The following is a 15514-nucleotide window of genomic DNA, read 5'->3' on the forward strand; positions in this document are numbered from 1 at the left end:
AAAAAGAACAATGGAATTAAATAAAAATATAGTTCAATTATTAGAAGATATTGTAGGTGCATCTTATATTTTTGTAGACTTAGAAACTAGGAATCATTACGGTCACGATGAAACAGAAGATTTAATTTTTCCACCACAAGTTGTCATTAAACCAGCAAATGCTAAAGAAATATCTCAAATATTAAAAATAGCCAACGAGTATATGATTTCCGTCACACCAATTGGTGCAAGAACGGGATTAAGTGGTGGTGCCTTGTCTATTTATGGTGGCATAGGACTTTCTTTAGAACGTTTAAATAAGATTTTAAATATTGACGAACAAAATTTGCAAGTAACTGCCGAACCAGCTGTAATTACTCAAGTTTTAAGAGAAGCTGTAGCCGAAAAAGGATTGTTTTATCCTGTAGATCCTAGCAGCATGGGAAGTTGTTGGATTGGAGGAAATGTTGCAGAAAATTCAGGTGGTGCCAGAGCTTTAAAATATGGAGTTACCAAGGATTATGTATTGAATTTAGAAGTTGTTTTAGCTAATGGCGAAATCATTTGGACTGGTGCAAATACACTTAAAAATGCTACAGGATACAATTTAACACAGTTGATGGTAGGAAGTGAAGGTACTTTAGGAATCATCACAAAAATTGTTTTGAAGTTGATTCCTCAAAACAAAAATAATTTACTTTTATTAGTTCCTTTTTACAAAGCTAATCAAGCTTGTGAGGCTGTTTCTGAAATTTTTAAAGCAGGAATTACACCAAGTGCCTTAGAATTTATGGAACGTGATGCCATTGAATGGTCTGCTAAATATGTTGAAGGTATAAATGTGGAGATTAAAGATGATCATCAAGCACATTTGTTGATTGAAGTGGATGGCAATTATCCTGAAATTTTAATGCAAGAAGCGGAAAAAATAGTTGAGGTTTTAGAACAATTTGAAATCGATGAAATTTTATTTGCCGATACCGAAGAACAAAAAAATGTGCTTTGGAAAATGCGAAGAAGTGTTGGCGAAGCCGTAAAAGCTAATTCAATTTATAAAGAGGAAGATACTGTTGTACCTAGATATGAATTGCCTAAATTGTTAGATGGAATTAAAAGAATAGGAAAGAAGTATGGTTTTCAATCGGTTTGTTATGGACATGCTGGTGATGGAAATTTGCACGTAAACATCATTAGAGGTAACTTATCGGATGATGCTTGGAATATAGATGTTACTAAAGGTATTAGAGAAATTTTTGAACTAACAGTTGCTTTGAAAGGAACACTTTCGGGTGAACACGGAATCGGATTGGTTCAAAAAAACTACATGGGTATAGCATTTTCAAAAACACACTTGGAACTTATGGAAAGAATCAAGTATGTTTTTGATGCCAATAATATTTTAAATCCTGGAAAAATTTTTCCTGATGATTTATAATTTATAATCCTAATTTGGTAAGAATAGAATCACTTAAAAGCATTTCTGCAATTTTTCGATTTTTTTTGTCGTAAGTAATGAATTTCCATTGTTTTTTGGTCAATTCATCACTTACGGCAATCATTTTTGTTCTTGTAGCAATTATGAAGGCTTTTTTATCTAGATCATAATTTACTTCGTCATAACTTCCTGCAGCTTTAAAAGTATTAATCATTAAATCAATGGTTTCTTGTTCTAATTCTTCATAAAAAGTCATGGTCATACTAACTTTATAATTTATGATTGCTAGAGATTTTTCTTCAATTTTTGAAACTTTACCGTATTCAAAATTAGGATTTACAGCTACAAATTCCATTTTAAATTCATCATTATCAAACGTTTGTTGCAAAATGCCTTTCAATTGATCTTTTGGTACTAAGTCAAATATTTTTGGGTAAGTATATTCTATAATTTTATCAAAATCCATTTTTAATGTAGCTTCATACATTTTATTGGTTTCTTTTTCTAATGTTTCTTGATTTTGAGCAACTACACTATTTAATGCAAATACAAAAAAGGAAAGGGCAAAAATTTTAAGGTTTTTCATTGTTAATCTTGAGTTTTGTTTAATAAATCTTTTAATACTATTAATTCTTTGTCTTCTTCTTCAATAGTCATACCATAATCTTTAATAATGGCTTGCGTTAATTTTTCAGCTTCAGAAATTTTACTGTTTCGAAACTTTATTTTTTTGGTTAAACGCGCAATGTAGAGTAATATAATTCCTAAAATTATTCCTAGAATCGACATGAATTGAAATTTGTTTTTATCATTATTTTTAACAGAATCTCCTATGGATTTATCAATGTTTTGGACCAATAAAATTGATTTTGAATTGCCCGAATTATTGGATATTTCTTCTATTTTCACTTGTAAAGGTGTGCCTGTTTCTTGTTCAAAGTTGGATTTGTAATTTTGAATGATTTCGTTTTTTACCGCTTCATCTTTAACTACAATTTGAGGAAAAAAGAAAAACAAAACCGAGCTTAAAATAAGAATAATACCCAATAATAGTGTTACAAATCTTTTTACGGTTAAATAGGCACTTCCAAACCAACGACCAATTTTTGAACCTGATAATTCATCATCAAGAGCATTTAAAAGATTCATTCGCTCTTTTAAAATAATTTGGCGATTTGATTTTTCTTCAATAAATTTTTGAAGTTCTAGTTTTGTCATGATGCTATTGAATTTAATTCAAATATAAAAAAATCCTCAACCACTTTGCGTAATTGAGGAAATTATTATTTTACTGAAAACTATTTATTGAATACTGAACACTAAACCTTTTGTTCTTTATTAAAATAAACCAAGTAGTAATACATTTGTTTTTCTTCGTCCCAACCTTTTTCAACAAATTTTTGAGCTGAATCAGAATTCACAAAATCCAACTTAATTTGAACGTTGGTATCCAAATGAATGGTGTTTTTCAATTTCTTACGAACATCAGTCACAGCTGCATTTGCGATTGGGAAATTGGTTACATCTTCAATGCTGTATTTTTCACCTTTATCTACTTTGTAGTTTTTGAATTCGGGAATAAATTCTGGGTTTTCCATAACTTCATTCAAGAAAGCTGTTTCTTCAAAAGCATCATTTTTTGCAAAATGATTGATGGCTCTATTCATAAATAAAACTTCTTGTTGCTTATCTTCTGCAGGTAAAACCACTTCTTTAGCAAAATCTTGACAAAATTTTAAATATTTCTTAGTCATGAAGTTTTCATCCTGAAAAGCATCAACTGACAAGAAATGTTCTAACCAATAACGGGCATCGTATCTATTGCTGTCAACGGTTAAAATTTTATAACCTTCTTCTTTTTTGTAATTGAAAATCAAACAACCTTTATCTAGTTTATTTAAGTTGATTCCTTGTTGTAAAATCATTTCCAAATTACTTTCTTTTTCTTCAAATTGAAGGAAATCAGTTTGAATTTCACTTTTAAAAACACCAATAGCATCTACCACATTATTGTCTATCGATACATTAGAAAGATAAGCTATGTAAACTTCTCCATTCTTAATATGAGGATGATTGGATTGTTCAAATAAGTGTTTTGTTATTTTTTTAGACACATTATGCACTTCACTTGTATTTGAAAAAATCTCTGTAGCTAAATTGAACATGTCATTGTACTCTAAATCAACTTCATGAGCAAATTGAAAATAATTTTCTTCTTTTTCACGAAAAGGTTTAAAGAAATACTCTTTAAGTAAAGGCATAATTTCATCATTCAAACCATAAGGTTTTTCAGATAAAAAAAGAGCTTCGTTACGGCTTTTATTTCCAACTCTATGGATGGAAAGATTGTCTATGTGGGCGTTGAAAAGGTTTATCATTTGTTTGTTTAGAAAATAGATGAAGGAAGAAAGAGAAAAGACACTTTCTTAAGTCTATTTTATTTTTAATTAATTATTTCTTTGTTCTTGCTTCTTGTTTCTTTGTTCTGAAAAGATTAATTCCAATTTTCTTCAAAACCAAAATCTTCAAAGCTGTCTTCACCATCAAACATATCTAATTCATCTTCATCATATTCATCTTCATCAAAACCACCATCAGCTTCAAACATTTTATCTTCAGCTTCTGCAGGAATTTCGCCATGAGAAAACAACAAAGCTGGATATGTTAAATCTGATTCTTTTTCTTCAATGGCTGCCAATTCTACAAAAAAGGTCCACATATTGAAAAAATCATAAACGTAAATAATTTTGGTGTGGTGTTTGTCCAAATTATCTTCTAAGATAAACTCATTCATGGTTCTCACTTCATCAGAATCTTCACCAGTGTCAAATAAAGGGATTTCAAATTCTTGATTCCAATTATCATCACACATGTAAAAGGAAGCCATTTCGGTTCCATCAAAACCAAAAGCGTTAGTAATTGCGTTGTGTAAATCTTCTAAAGTGTCAGTTTGTTCTATAGCAATATCTCTAAAGATGTCTTCTTTAGTATCTAATATGGCTCTAAATTTGTAAATCATTTTTTTGAAATTTTAAGAACCACAAAAGTAAGTATTATTTAAGAAAGTACTTTTGTCAAAAATGGATTTGTTGATAAGATTTTGAATGTCTTCATTATCAAAATATAAAGCCAATTTTAATTCCACCCCATTTTGCAGAACTTCCTGAGTCGAATTCTCTAGTAATTGCAGAACGTGAATATTCAAAATATAAGGTTCTTGTTTTTAAAACTATTCCATAATTGTGTTGCACTGTAAAACGTTTCAACGAAGATGATGATAGGGTATAAGGACTTTTTTTATTAAACAAGCCACCTTGTAGCGTTGCATCATAACCCACTATAGTAAATACGGGTTGCGAATAAAAGTAAAGTTGGAATTTATGTTTGTTAGTACTAGAACTAAAAGGTGAATTTATGATTCCAATTGTTGCATTTAATCCTAATGAAGCGTTTGTAAAAAGAGTTCCAAGCTTTAAGTTGGTATCAGATTGTAAGGAAAATATATTTTTAAATCGAAACAGCTGTTTTTCTAAACCTATTTCATAATTTAGCACAATATCGTTTTTTATTTGATTGCTCCAGCCTTGTGGAATTGCATTTCCGGTTGCTTCATGAATGGCAACTTGCATTTCTTTACCAAAGGCACCTGGACCAATGATTCCTAGGCTAAAAGACGAATAACCTCTATATTTTTTTTCAATATTCGTTGAAATCACAAAACTTTTTAGCATAATAGCTGATGCAAAAGGTCTGTCGCCCAATTGAATATCTGGACTTTTATAATTGCTTGGTGTAAAACCTATATGTTCAATAGATAAACCATGTTTGTTTTCAGTGTTTTTAGGAATATAAAACAGTTTGTTGGCAGGATTTTTTTTAAGAAATGGAGCAACTAACTCAAAATTATATCCTTGAGTATAGTTTTTATCAGAAGAAGCAAAGTAATCATTTTCATAATTGAATCTGAAATAGGCATCACTTTTAAGGTCTCTAAAAGAAGCCATATTATTTATTTTTTGAGAAAATAAACAGGCAGGAACAATAAGAAAAAGAAGCAGTTTTATCGTATATGTTTTCATAATATCATTTACGATAATTTATAGTTTTAAGTTTTAACACGGCTATTTTGCAATTCATCCTTAAAAAACAACAATTCAGTCAAAACAAATTTTAATTTCAATGGAACTGATGCAATTTTGTTTCATCAAATAAGAAATACTAACTTTAAATCTTTATAAAATGACAAAAATTATCACATTTATCGCAATCTTAATTTGTAGCTATGTTTCAGCACAAACTACTTATGAAACGGAAATGACTACTGCAATATCTCTTTGGACTGAAGGAAAAAATGCAGATGCAGTAGTTGTTTTTGAAAAATTAGCAGCATCAGAAACCAAAGAATGGTTGCCAAACTATTACGTAGCATTTATAAACGCTTTGTCTTCTTTTGAAACAAAAGATAAGGCACAAGCAAAATTGATGCTAGAAAAGGCTCAAAAAGCCTTAGACTTAGCTTTTGAAAAGGAAAGTCAAAATGCAGAATTGTATGTGCTTCAAGGAATAATTTATACCGCATGGATAGTTTATGATCCTATGGCAAACGGAATGAAATATTCTGGATTAGCCAATAATGTTTATTTAAAAGCTGAAAAATTAGCTCCAGAAAACCCAAGAGTTGTTTTATCTAAAGCTGAATTTGATAAAGGAAGTGCTGAGTATTTTGGTGAAGACACTACAGTTTTTTGTTCAAAATTTAAGAAATCTGTGGAACTTTTTAGTACATTTAAACCAACATCGACATTTCACCCGAATTGGGGATTGGATAGAGCTATCGATTTAGTAGAAAATTGTAAATAAATTACCGTCATGCAAGGAACCATTCAACAAGTCATTCAATATTTTTTTAAGATTTTAATTAAAGGAATTATAATCAGTTTTATTCTTGCTGCAATTATTATTTCTATCGAATTCATCTTTGGAAGAAAAATAATTTTTGATCAAAAAATCGCTATTGAACTTGCATACTATTGTTTGTATGGCGTGGTTTTAACAGCCATAAATTCAAGCTATTTTGATTATTTAAATCAGAAAGTAAGTTGGAAAAAATATGCACAATATCGAGTAGTTATTGGTGCTTTTGGAAGTGTTTTTTTTACCATGATAGGGATTTTTATAATTCGAATTATAACAAAAGTTGGCATTGAACAAGTTTCTTTTGAAGTCTTTATTAAAAATGAAAAATTAAAATATTATGTTTTTTCATTGCTAATCACGTTGCTTGTTTCTATGTTTTTTCATTTGGTTTATTTCTATAAAAAATCGCAAGAAAACAAGATTAAAGAACAAAAAATTATTGCAGGCACAGCTTCAGCAAAATTTGAAAGTTTAAAAAATCAAATCGATCCTCATTTTTTATTCAATAGTTTAAATGTTTTGAGTTCTTTGATTGAAGAAAATCCAGACAATGCGCAGCGATTTACCACATCGTTATCCAAGATATACCGATATGTTTTAGAACAAAAAGATAAAGAATTGGTAACCGTTGCCGAAGAATTGGCTTTCGCAAAAACTTACATGAATTTATTAAAAATGAGATTTGAAGATAGTTTAACTTTTGAACTTCCTGAAGATTTTATGGACGACGAAGCCAAAGTGGTTCCTTTATCGTTACAACTGCTGCTTGAAAATACTATAAAGCATAACATTGTAAGCGAAAAAAAACCTTTAAGAATTAAAATCACAATTAATAACAACGAATTAATCGTAGAAAATAACAAACAAAAAAAGGAAGTTTTGCAAGACCGAAAAGGTGTTGGTTTACATAATATCGTAAACCGATATGCTATTTTAACCAAAAGAAATGTTCGGGTTGAAGATACAGAAGACTTTTTCAGAATTAAACTTCCAATATTAACAAAACAAATATCAGTTATGGAAACAACATACAATTATAGCGAACAAACAGCTTACGAAAGAGCCAAAGAACGAGTACGAAAATTAAAAGGGTTTTACAGCAATCTAATCTCTTATTGTTGCGTAATTCCAATACTAATTATTATCAATTTATCAACTACAAGTTTTCAATGGTTTTGGTTTCCTATGTTGGGTTGGGGATTGGGTTTAACTTTTCATGCCTTAGAAACTTTTGGGTATGGAAAATCATGGGAAGAAAAGAAAATTCAAGAAATATTGGATAAAGAAAATAAAGAACAAACCAAATGGAGTTAATTATGAATGCAGAAAATGAATTAGAACGTTATCAAAAAGCTCAAAAAAGAGTCAAAGAAATAAAAGGATTTTACAGACATCTACTTGTTTTTTCAATTGTAATGATGGGAATGATTTTAATCAACGTAAAATACACACCGGGACATTTTTGGAGTATTTGGGTAATTTTAAGTTCAGGAATTCCTTTAATCATTCACGCAATAAAAGTGTTTAAATTAATTCCTTTTTTTTCTTCTAATTGGGAAGAAAAAAAAATAAAACAATTTATCGAAGAAGAAGAGTCTAACAAAAATAAATTTGAATAAAATGAGTATCGAAGATAGAATGCAAAGAAGAATGGAAAGAAGAGGAACTAATAATTTTAGCACTTCAAATCCAAACGAAATAAAATACCAAGAAGCTTTAAATAGAGTTAAAAGAATCAAAGGTTTTTATACACATGCTTTGGTTTATGTGGTTATTAACATTATGATAATAATTGTAAATATTCAAAATTTGAATGAAGGAGAAAGTTATTTTCAATTTCATAATTTTTTTACAGCTTTCTTTTGGGGAATTGGTTTATTGGCTCATGGCTTATCTGTTTTTTTACCAGGAATGATTTTAGGAAATGATTGGGAAGAACGAAAAATTAAAGAGCTAATGGATAAAGAGAAAAATAATAAATGGGAATGATTTTTTGAAATTACGAATTAACAATTACGAATTAACAACTTTGAATCTAATAAAAGCATGAATATCATAATCATCGAAGACGAAAAACCAGCAGCGAGGTTGTTGCAACGAAAAGTGGAAAAATTGGGTTTAAAAGTTCATACACTTTTACATTCAGTAGAAGAAGCTTTAGATTGGTTTCAACACAATATGCATCCAGATTTAATATTTTTAGACATTCAACTTTCGGACGGATTGTCGTTTGAAATTTTCGAACAAATTGATATTAAAAGTGCCATCATTTTCACTACTGCTTATGACGAATATGCCTTGCGTGCTTTTAAGTTAAATAGCATCGATTATTTGCTAAAACCTATTGATGAAGATGAGTTGGAAATTGCCGTTTCAAAGTTCAAAAATCAGGTCCAAAAAAACACGATTTCAACATTGGATTTTGACATGATAAAGCAGATGATTTTAGGTAACGAAAGAAAAGAATTTAAACAACGATTTTCAGTTAAAATTGGAACGCAATTGAAGGTGATTTCTGTAGATGAAATTGAATGTTTTTTTAGCGAAAATAAAGGAACGTATTTGCACACTTTTGAAAACAGAAATTACCTTTTGGATACTACTTTAGAACAAGTAGAAGAGGAGTTGAACCCTAAAGACTTTTATCGTGTCAGCAGAAAATTTTTAATTCATATGAAAGCAATTAAGGAAATACAAGTGTATAGTAATTCTCGTTTAAAAGTTATTTTGCCCTCATATAAAGAGGAAGAAGTTATTGTTTCAAGAGAGAAAGTGTCCGATTTTAAATCCTGGATAGGATAATTTTAAATAGGAACTTTTAGTTTAAGTTATGTTTTATAATATCTTGGTAAATAATTACATAAACAACAGCTATAGATTTTTTCTATAATGATTTTCAGGCTTTTTAAAGCGCTTTTTTAATAAAGAAATGGTTTTTCTTGTCAAATTTTTTAAAATGGCTTAAATACGAATTATGTGCTTTTTGATGTTTTGATATTTGTGAAACATTTTCCTCAAATTTATTCAAGTTGTAATCGCATTTTGGATTTTGTTTTTTGAGAAAATTTTGAAATTTATAAAATTGCGAGCTTTCATAAAAACAAGCATAAGTTTTTAGAGAATAAATTAGAGATGTGTTTTTTAAATAAGAAGTGAAAATAATTTCAATTAAATTCAAAGATTTTTAGAGTTTTTTTAATAAATAATTGAAGTTCATAAACTGTAAAAAAGCCAACTATATTTGATGTTTTTTTATCTTAAATTAAAGTTGTTTTTCAGTTGCTTTTCAATAACAAATAGGCTTAAAAAATTAGAGCTTTTTTTTAATTTTTTACTTGTTTTTTATAAACTTTTGTTAACTGTAAAAAAGTCTGTTTTGAATTGGTTATATTAGCCTAAAATACCAATTAAAACATGAAAAAAGCACTCTTATTTTTTACATTAATCATCCCTTTTTTTGGTTCACTTCAGGCACAAAACTTTGAAACTTTTGATACTTTTGGGGAATTGGAAAAAGAAATAATTAAAGAAAATGATACTTGTTATGTAGTCAATTTTTGGGCTACTTGGTGTGCTCCATGTGTAAAAGAATTGCCTTATTTTGAATCGTTAAATGAAACCTATAAAGATCAAAAAGTAAAGGTTATTTTAGTTAGTTTAGATTTTTCTAAACAAATAGAAAAGCAGTTTATTCCTTTTTTAGAAAAGAAAAAATTGCAGTCTAAAGTTGTTTTATTGACCGATACAAATTACAACAATTGGCTTCCTAAAATTGATAAAGATTGGTCTGGAGCTATTCCTGCGACTTGGTTAATTCAGGGTAAAAATCGTTTGTTTGTTGAGCAAGATTTTGAGGATAAAGAAGCTTTAGAAACTTTTATAAATGAATTTATTAAACCTAAAAATTAAATACTATGAAGATTTTCAACTTAATTTTAATTCTTTTTTCTGTTGTTTTTACGACCAATGAATCTACAATTTCAGGTTATAAACCAGGTGATGTTGCCACCGATTTTAGACTCAAATCTGTAGATAACAAAATGTATAGCATGAGTGATTACAAAGAGGCTAAAGGTTTTATTGTGGTTTTTACTTGTAATCATTGTCCTTTTGCAGTAAAATATGAAGATAGAATTATTGACATTGCCAATAGATATAAAGAAAAAGGATATATTTTGATAGCTATAAATCCTAATGATCCCGAAGCTGAACCCGACGATAGTTTCGAATTAATGCAAGAAAGAGCCAAAGAAAAAGACTTTCAATTTCCTTATTTATTTGATGAAGGTCAGAAAATATATCCACAATATGGTGCAACAAAAACACCTCACGTTTTTTTATTAGACAGCAGAAGAGTAGTTAAGTATATTGGAGCAATTGATGATAATGTTGAAGATGCTACAAAGGTCAAAGAAAAATATCTAGAAAACGCAATTAGCTCATTAGAAGCAGGAAAACCAGTTGATGTAGCTACAACTAAAGCAATTGGTTGCAGCATAAAAGTTAAAAAATAATGAATGATTAAAAATTTTATAAAGTGAGCCATTAATTTTGGTCACTTTTTTTATAGATATTTTTTTCTAATAAAAATAAAAACAAATAAGAGTAAAGTAAATAAAATAAAAAATGGAACTACCCATTCAATATATCCAAAGGGAAGCATTACAGCTATTAAAAGAAGTTGAAATCCTAATCCATAAACAGATAATAAAGTCATGAACCAATTTGGAAATGTCTTTACTTTATAGGCATCTTTATCCAAAAAATGAATTATTTTATCAAAAATTCCATAAACTATAGTGTAGATATTGAATAAAACATCTACGGATTTTTGACTTTCACCTGGCAATGCTTTTGGTGCTTTGTATTCAAAAATTTTACTAGTTGCATCGCCTCCAACGGATTTGTTTCTTAAAATCACATAGTAATAATTGTATAAAGTTCCTTGCAATTGAATACCAAAAAAAGCCAATAAAGTATACCAAATTGAGGTACTTGAAACATAACAAATCGCCATAAAAAACATAAAATTCAAGATAATATCAAACACACTATCTAAATATCTTCCCGTGTAGGAAGGAGTATTTTTAATTCGTGCTAGTTCACCATCAGCGGCATCTATTATAGATTTTAGCACAATAAAAAAACCAGCAGCAAAGTAGTGCTGATTTAAAATGCAATAAATGGCCAACAAACCCGAAATACCAAAGAGTAAGGTAACATGAATAGGAGTAAAGCTTGTGTTTTTTAGTTGTAAAGCAAAGGCTTTTCCAAATGGTCTTCCATAGTCTGATAAATCTAAAAATTTATCTTTTTCGGCAAGTTTAGACATGCAGTTTTAATCAAAGAAATGCGACAATATAGTCAAGAGCGCGAAGATACTATTTTTATTTTTTTATTTAGTTGAAATAGTATTAGAATTTTCTAAAACCAAATAAAACTGAACCCCAAATAATAGGGAAGCTATAACAATATGCACCGTTTGAGTTCCAAATGGAAAATCAAAATAATACATTAAAATACCAGATACTATTTCTAAAAGAATTAGCGCAATTACATAGTTTACTTTTTTGAAATTAAGACTTAGTTTTGAATTTAAATACCAAAGATAAAGTCCTGTAAGAGTGACTAATATTGAAAAACTTCTATGAATATAAAAAATTAAAGTGGGATTTTGTAACCAAAGTTCTTTGGGCATTCCTGTTTTTGAAATTGTATCGATAAATTCCCTAACTGATGTTCCAAAAACCACTTGTATTATAGTTAAACTTAAAGAAAACAATACTAATAACTTGAATTTTTTATTATATATGAAGGAATGTTTCTTTTTGTCCTTTTGAAAATAGAAAATCAAATACAATTGAAGTGCTACAATTAAAAATGCAACCAACATGTGTGTAGTTATTTTAACTGGACTTAAAGCTGAATCTACTACTGTTTTGCCTAACCAAGCCTGAAAACCCATTAAAACGCACACAACAAAAGCATAAACAACTAACTTTTTATTGATTTTCCAATACCAAAAAGCTAAAATAAAACTTGCAAAACAAGCCAAACCTGCCAATGCACCAAATAATCTATTGATGTATTCAATCCAAGTGTGCATTGGATTAAAAATAGCATAATCATGTTTTGTATATGTTTCCCAATTGGATTTTTGAAATTGATTTGAAGATGTAAATTTTTTTTTCGAAACTAATAAGGATTCGTCTTTTATGATGACCATTCCTTTTTTGTATTCTTTATTTGGAGTAAATAACAATTCGCTTTCTTGTGTTGGCGGAATATAATATCCAAAGCATTTAGGCCAATCGGGGCAACCCATTCCAGAACCGGTCATACGAACCAAGGCACCAGCAATTATTACTAAATATACCAAAACTAATGCAGCTTTTGTAATAGGTAAAAAATATTTTTTCATTGGAAATTTTAATAAATTATAAAATTAATTATAAATTTTTGTATTTAATTAAAACGATAGTTAAACTTTTTTTAAGCCCATTTTTTCGGCTTTATTTAATACAAATTGATAAGCAGCTTCGTATTCATTTTGGATGTCTCCTTCTAAAATAGCTTCTTTAACTGCTTCTTTTAAAATTCCAATTTCTTTGGAAGGTTTTAAGTTAAATATTGCCATAATTTCTTCACCAGAAATAGGTGGTTGAAAATTTCTAACAGAATCTTTTTCTTCTACTTCAACAATTTTTTGTCTTACGATATTGAAGTTATTATGGTATTTTTTAAACTTATTTGGATTTTTTGTAGTGATATCGGCTTCACAAAGAGTCATTAAATTCTCTACGTCTTCACCTGCATCAAATATTAATCTTCTCACAGCTGAATCGGTTACTATATCTTCTGATAAAACAATTGGACGAGAACTCAACATGACCATTTTTTGGACAAATTTCATTTTTTGGTTCAAAGGCATGTGCAATCTTATAAAGATTTTTTTTACCATTTTTCCACCTAAAAATTCGTGTCCGTGAAATGTCCACCCATTTTTTTTGCTGAATTTTTTAGTGGGTGCTTTTCCAATATCGTGAAGTAAAGCCGCCCAACGCAACCACACATCATCTGTATTTGGACAAATATTATCAACCACTTCTAAAGTGTGATAAAAGTTGTTTTTATGGGTGTGCCCCTCTATTTCTTCAACATTATTTAAAGCAGTCAGTTCTGGAAGAATATAGTCTAAAAGGCCTGTTTTATAGAGTAGTAAAAAGCCAATGGAAGGTTTGTCTGTAGAAAGGATTTTGTTTAATTCATCAACAATTCGTTCGCCAGAAATGATGTTAATACGTTCTTTATTTCTTGAAATGGCTTCCAAAGATTCAGTTTCAATTTCAAATTGCAATTGAGTAGCAAATCGTATGGCACGCATCATTCGCAAGGGATCATCAGAATAAGTAACATCTGGATTTAAAGGTGTTTTTATAGTTTTTGAGGCTAAATCTGAAACACCATTAAATGGATCAACTAAATCACCATAATTGTATTCATTCAAAGAAAAAGCTAATGCGTTTATTGTAAAATCTCTTCTTTCCTGATCGTCTTGTAATGTTCCGATTTCGACTTTAGGATTTCTACTTTCTGTTTGATAACTTTCTTTTCGAGCTCCAACAAATTCAATATCAGTATCTTTGTAGCGAAGCATTGCTGTTCCGTAGTTTTTAAAAACTTGAACTTTTGGTTTGTTTGGTAACAGTTCAGAAACTTTTAAAGCCAAATCAATACCACTTCCAACAGCTACAATATCTATGTCTTTTTTTAAAGGTCTTTTTAATAAATAATCACGAACAAACCCACCAATAACATAGGTTTCTACATTAAGTTCTTGACTTGCTTTTGCAATGATTTTGAATATTGGGTTATTTAATGCTTGTGTATAATTCATATTTAAATTTGAAAATTTGAAAATTATTTGATTTGAAAATTATTTATTTAACCTCCAAATCTTCAAATCTTCAAATTAATATTATTTACGAATAATTTTTACTTGACTGTCTAATCCTAATTTTATTATTGTAGAAGGATTTTTGCAAATTTTATCCTGTTGCAAATTTACTACATAGTCAACACCTTTTATAATTTCTGGACTAATTTCTTTAAAAGATTTTGGTGTAAACATTCCTGAAATGTTGGCTGATGTAGAAACTAAAGGTCTTTTCATGCGTTCCATCAATTTGAAACAAAAAGGCTCTTTTACAATTCTAATGGCTAAAGTATTGTCTTCGGCAATTATATTTTTGGCTACATTTCTGGGGTTATCTAAAATTAAAGTTGTTGGTTTTTCTGATATATCTAAAATTTCCCAAGCCACTTCAGGGATATCTTTAAATACATTGTAAACCATTTTTTCGGAATTCATCAAACAAATCATGCTTTTACTTTCTTCACGATTTTTAAGGGCATAAATTTTGGCTACAGCTTCTTCATTTGAGGCATCACATCCAATACCCCAAACAGTGTCTGTTGGATATAGTATGATTCCACCTTCTTTTATTATTTCGTATGCGTTGTGTATTTCTTTATTTAAATCCATTTTAAAGACTAAGTGGTTCTAGATTTTTTTTAATTTTGGCGGGAACACCTGCAACCATGCAATTGTCGGGTACATCATTTGTTACAACAGCTCCTGCCGCTACTATAACATTTGTTCCTATAGTTATTTTAGGTAATATAGTTGCATTTGTTCCGATGTAACTAAAATCTTTCACAATACAATTGCCCAATATTTCGGCACTTGGAGCAATTTCTACAAAGTTACCAATCTGCGAATCGTGATGAATTGAAGCTCGAGAATTTACTAAACATCCTTTTCCAATACTAACATTTGCACCAATAAAAACAAAATTCATTATGTTTAAGCCATCAAGTAAATCAGCACTAGCACTAATTACAGCAGTTTTTGCAACACAATTATTAAATTTTGCAGCAATTGAATTGAATTTTTCATAGATTTTAAAACGATTTAATGGTCCACCCAATCCAATTATGACATTTAAATTGGATTGAAATGTTTTTTGTACGTTATCAAAATCATCAATAATTGCTAATCCATTTAAATGTTTTGGTTGGTTTTTAGTGACATTATCGAAAAAATGAGTAACGACTTGATTGGTATCATTACAAACATCAAAAACTTCCTTAGCATGGCCTTTTGCTCCAATAATTAGCATA

General features: G+C 29.2%; 18 protein-coding genes. 8 read left to right on the forward strand and 10 right to left on the reverse strand.

Going from position 1 to position 15514, the window contains the following annotated elements:
• Positions 1 to 10: 10 nt before the first annotated feature.
• On the forward strand, positions 11 to 1414 hold the full coding sequence (locus ACTF56_RS04685; protein ID WP_438965754.1) for an FAD-binding oxidoreductase: 1404 nt from the start codon (positions 11 to 13) through the stop codon (positions 1412 to 1414).
• Between the two features lies 1 nt (position 1415).
• On the opposite strand, the gene ACTF56_RS04690 is transcribed toward ACTF56_RS04685, so the two are convergent.
• The 5 genes from ACTF56_RS04690 to ACTF56_RS04710 all read right to left on the reverse strand — a co-directional run bounded on the left by ACTF56_RS04690 (position 1416) and on the right by ACTF56_RS04710 (position 5493).
• On the reverse strand, positions 1416 to 2000 hold the full coding sequence (locus tag ACTF56_RS04690; RefSeq protein ID WP_438965755.1) for a hypothetical protein: 585 nt from the start codon (positions 1998 to 2000) through the stop codon (positions 1416 to 1418).
• Between the two features lie 2 nt (positions 2001 to 2002).
• Positions 2003 to 2632: a hypothetical protein gene (locus ACTF56_RS04695; RefSeq protein ID WP_438965756.1), complete on the reverse strand. Its 630-nt coding sequence runs from the start codon at positions 2630 to 2632 to the stop codon at positions 2003 to 2005.
• Between the two features lie 101 nt (positions 2633 to 2733).
• Entirely contained in the window at positions 2734 to 3792 is a 1059-nt protein-coding gene (locus ACTF56_RS04700; protein WP_438965757.1) for a nucleoid-associated protein, read from the reverse strand.
• Between the two features lie 116 nt (positions 3793 to 3908).
• A complete protein-coding gene (locus ACTF56_RS04705) occupies positions 3909 to 4433 on the reverse strand; it encodes an IS1096 element passenger TnpR family protein (protein ID WP_438965758.1) in 525 nt (174 codons plus the stop codon).
• 97 nt (positions 4434 to 4530) lie between these two features.
• On the reverse strand, positions 4531 to 5493 hold the full coding sequence (locus ACTF56_RS04710) for a lipid A deacylase LpxR family protein (protein WP_438965759.1): 963 nt from the start codon (positions 5491 to 5493) through the stop codon (positions 4531 to 4533).
• Positions 5494 to 5653: 160 nt separating this feature from the next.
• On the opposite strand from ACTF56_RS04710, the gene ACTF56_RS04715 reads away from it, so the two are divergent.
• From ACTF56_RS04715 to ACTF56_RS04745, 7 genes are all read left to right on the forward strand, one after another.
• Positions 5654 to 6274, forward strand: coding sequence for a hypothetical protein (locus ACTF56_RS04715; RefSeq protein WP_438965760.1), 621 nt, complete (start codon positions 5654 to 5656; stop codon positions 6272 to 6274).
• Positions 6275 to 6283: 9 nt separating this feature from the next.
• The gene (locus ACTF56_RS04720; RefSeq protein WP_438965761.1) at positions 6284 to 7645 is read left to right on the forward strand and encodes a 2TM domain-containing protein; all 1362 of its coding nucleotides are present in this window, start codon (positions 6284 to 6286) and stop codon (positions 7643 to 7645) included.
• 2 nt (positions 7646 to 7647) lie between these two features.
• Positions 7648 to 7950, forward strand: a complete 303-nt coding sequence (locus ACTF56_RS04725; RefSeq protein ID WP_438965762.1) for a 2TM domain-containing protein — start codon at positions 7648 to 7650, stop codon at positions 7948 to 7950.
• 1 nt (position 7951) lies between these two features.
• Positions 7952 to 8320: a 2TM domain-containing protein gene (locus ACTF56_RS04730; protein WP_438965763.1), complete on the forward strand. Its 369-nt coding sequence runs from the start codon at positions 7952 to 7954 to the stop codon at positions 8318 to 8320.
• A gap of 57 nt (positions 8321 to 8377) precedes the next feature.
• Positions 8378 to 9133, forward strand: coding sequence for a LytR/AlgR family response regulator transcription factor (locus tag ACTF56_RS04735; RefSeq protein ID WP_438965764.1), 756 nt, complete (start codon positions 8378 to 8380; stop codon positions 9131 to 9133).
• A gap of 612 nt (positions 9134 to 9745) precedes the next feature.
• A complete protein-coding gene (locus tag ACTF56_RS04740) occupies positions 9746 to 10240 on the forward strand; it encodes a redoxin domain-containing protein (protein WP_438965765.1) in 495 nt (164 codons plus the stop codon).
• A gap of 5 nt (positions 10241 to 10245) precedes the next feature.
• Positions 10246 to 10845: a thioredoxin family protein gene (locus ACTF56_RS04745; protein ID WP_438965766.1), complete on the forward strand. Its 600-nt coding sequence runs from the start codon at positions 10246 to 10248 to the stop codon at positions 10843 to 10845.
• 50 nt (positions 10846 to 10895) lie between these two features.
• Here the strand turns inward: ACTF56_RS04745 and ACTF56_RS04750 are convergent, their stop codons facing one another.
• The 5 genes from ACTF56_RS04750 to ACTF56_RS04770 all read right to left on the reverse strand — a co-directional run bounded on the left by ACTF56_RS04750 (position 10896) and on the right by ACTF56_RS04770 (position 15513).
• Positions 10896 to 11663 carry a CDP-alcohol phosphatidyltransferase family protein gene (locus ACTF56_RS04750; RefSeq protein WP_438965767.1) on the reverse strand — a complete coding sequence of 256 codons (768 nt, stop codon included), beginning with the start codon at positions 11661 to 11663 and terminating at the stop codon, positions 10896 to 10898.
• A 63-nt stretch (positions 11664 to 11726) separates the two neighbouring features.
• The gene (locus tag ACTF56_RS04755; protein WP_438965768.1) at positions 11727 to 12752 is read right to left on the reverse strand and encodes a COX15/CtaA family protein; all 1026 of its coding nucleotides are present in this window, start codon (positions 12750 to 12752) and stop codon (positions 11727 to 11729) included.
• Between the two features lie 60 nt (positions 12753 to 12812).
• Positions 12813 to 14228: a CCA tRNA nucleotidyltransferase gene (locus ACTF56_RS04760; protein ID WP_438965769.1), complete on the reverse strand. Its 1416-nt coding sequence runs from the start codon at positions 14226 to 14228 to the stop codon at positions 12813 to 12815.
• 81 nt (positions 14229 to 14309) lie between these two features.
• The gene (locus ACTF56_RS04765) at positions 14310 to 14876 is read right to left on the reverse strand and encodes an L-threonylcarbamoyladenylate synthase (RefSeq protein WP_438965770.1); all 567 of its coding nucleotides are present in this window, start codon (positions 14874 to 14876) and stop codon (positions 14310 to 14312) included.
• A gap of 1 nt (position 14877) precedes the next feature.
• On the reverse strand, positions 14878 to 15513 hold the full coding sequence (locus tag ACTF56_RS04770; protein WP_438965771.1) for a NeuD/PglB/VioB family sugar acetyltransferase: 636 nt from the start codon (positions 15511 to 15513) through the stop codon (positions 14878 to 14880).
• Position 15514 lies beyond the last annotated feature (1 nt).

This window comes from Flavobacterium sp. (genome assembly GCF_965657075.1).
GTDB lineage: Bacteria > Bacteroidota > Bacteroidia > Flavobacteriales > Flavobacteriaceae > Flavobacterium.

What these genes read in the sequence shown, in the direction of transcription:
- ACTF56_RS04685 (WP_438965754.1), top strand. Translation starts at nt 11, where the DNA reads ATGGAATTAAATAAAAATATAGTTCAATTATTAGAAGATATTGTAGGT.
- ACTF56_RS04690 (WP_438965755.1), bottom strand. Translation starts at nt 2,000, where the DNA reads ATGAAAAACCTTAAAATTTTTGCCCTTTCCTTTTTTGTATTTGCATTA.
- ACTF56_RS04695 (WP_438965756.1), bottom strand. Translation starts at nt 2,632, where the DNA reads ATGACAAAACTAGAACTTCAAAAATTTATTGAAGAAAAATCAAATCGC.
- ACTF56_RS04700 (WP_438965757.1), bottom strand. Translation starts at nt 3,792, where the DNA reads ATGATAAACCTTTTCAACGCCCACATAGACAATCTTTCCATCCATAGA.
- ACTF56_RS04705 (WP_438965758.1), bottom strand. Translation starts at nt 4,433, where the DNA reads ATGATTTACAAATTTAGAGCCATATTAGATACTAAAGAAGACATCTTT.
- ACTF56_RS04710 (WP_438965759.1), bottom strand. Translation starts at nt 5,493, where the DNA reads ATGAAAACATATACGATAAAACTGCTTCTTTTTCTTATTGTTCCTGCC.
- ACTF56_RS04715 (WP_438965760.1), top strand. Translation starts at nt 5,654, where the DNA reads ATGACAAAAATTATCACATTTATCGCAATCTTAATTTGTAGCTATGTT.
- ACTF56_RS04720 (WP_438965761.1), top strand. Translation starts at nt 6,284, where the DNA reads ATGCAAGGAACCATTCAACAAGTCATTCAATATTTTTTTAAGATTTTA.
- ACTF56_RS04725 (WP_438965762.1), top strand. Translation starts at nt 7,648, where the DNA reads ATGAATGCAGAAAATGAATTAGAACGTTATCAAAAAGCTCAAAAAAGA.
- ACTF56_RS04730 (WP_438965763.1), top strand. Translation starts at nt 7,952, where the DNA reads ATGAGTATCGAAGATAGAATGCAAAGAAGAATGGAAAGAAGAGGAACT.
- ACTF56_RS04735 (WP_438965764.1), top strand. Translation starts at nt 8,378, where the DNA reads ATGAATATCATAATCATCGAAGACGAAAAACCAGCAGCGAGGTTGTTG.
- ACTF56_RS04740 (WP_438965765.1), top strand. Translation starts at nt 9,746, where the DNA reads ATGAAAAAAGCACTCTTATTTTTTACATTAATCATCCCTTTTTTTGGT.
- ACTF56_RS04745 (WP_438965766.1), top strand. Translation starts at nt 10,246, where the DNA reads ATGAAGATTTTCAACTTAATTTTAATTCTTTTTTCTGTTGTTTTTACG.
- ACTF56_RS04750 (WP_438965767.1), bottom strand. Translation starts at nt 11,663, where the DNA reads ATGTCTAAACTTGCCGAAAAAGATAAATTTTTAGATTTATCAGACTAT.
- ACTF56_RS04755 (WP_438965768.1), bottom strand. Translation starts at nt 12,752, where the DNA reads ATGAAAAAATATTTTTTACCTATTACAAAAGCTGCATTAGTTTTGGTA.
- ACTF56_RS04760 (WP_438965769.1), bottom strand. Translation starts at nt 14,228, where the DNA reads ATGAATTATACACAAGCATTAAATAACCCAATATTCAAAATCATTGCA.
- ACTF56_RS04765 (WP_438965770.1), bottom strand. Translation starts at nt 14,876, where the DNA reads ATGGATTTAAATAAAGAAATACACAACGCATACGAAATAATAAAAGAA.
- ACTF56_RS04770 (WP_438965771.1), bottom strand. Translation starts at nt 15,513, where the DNA reads ATGCTAATTATTGGAGCAAAAGGCCATGCTAAGGAAGTTTTTGATGTT.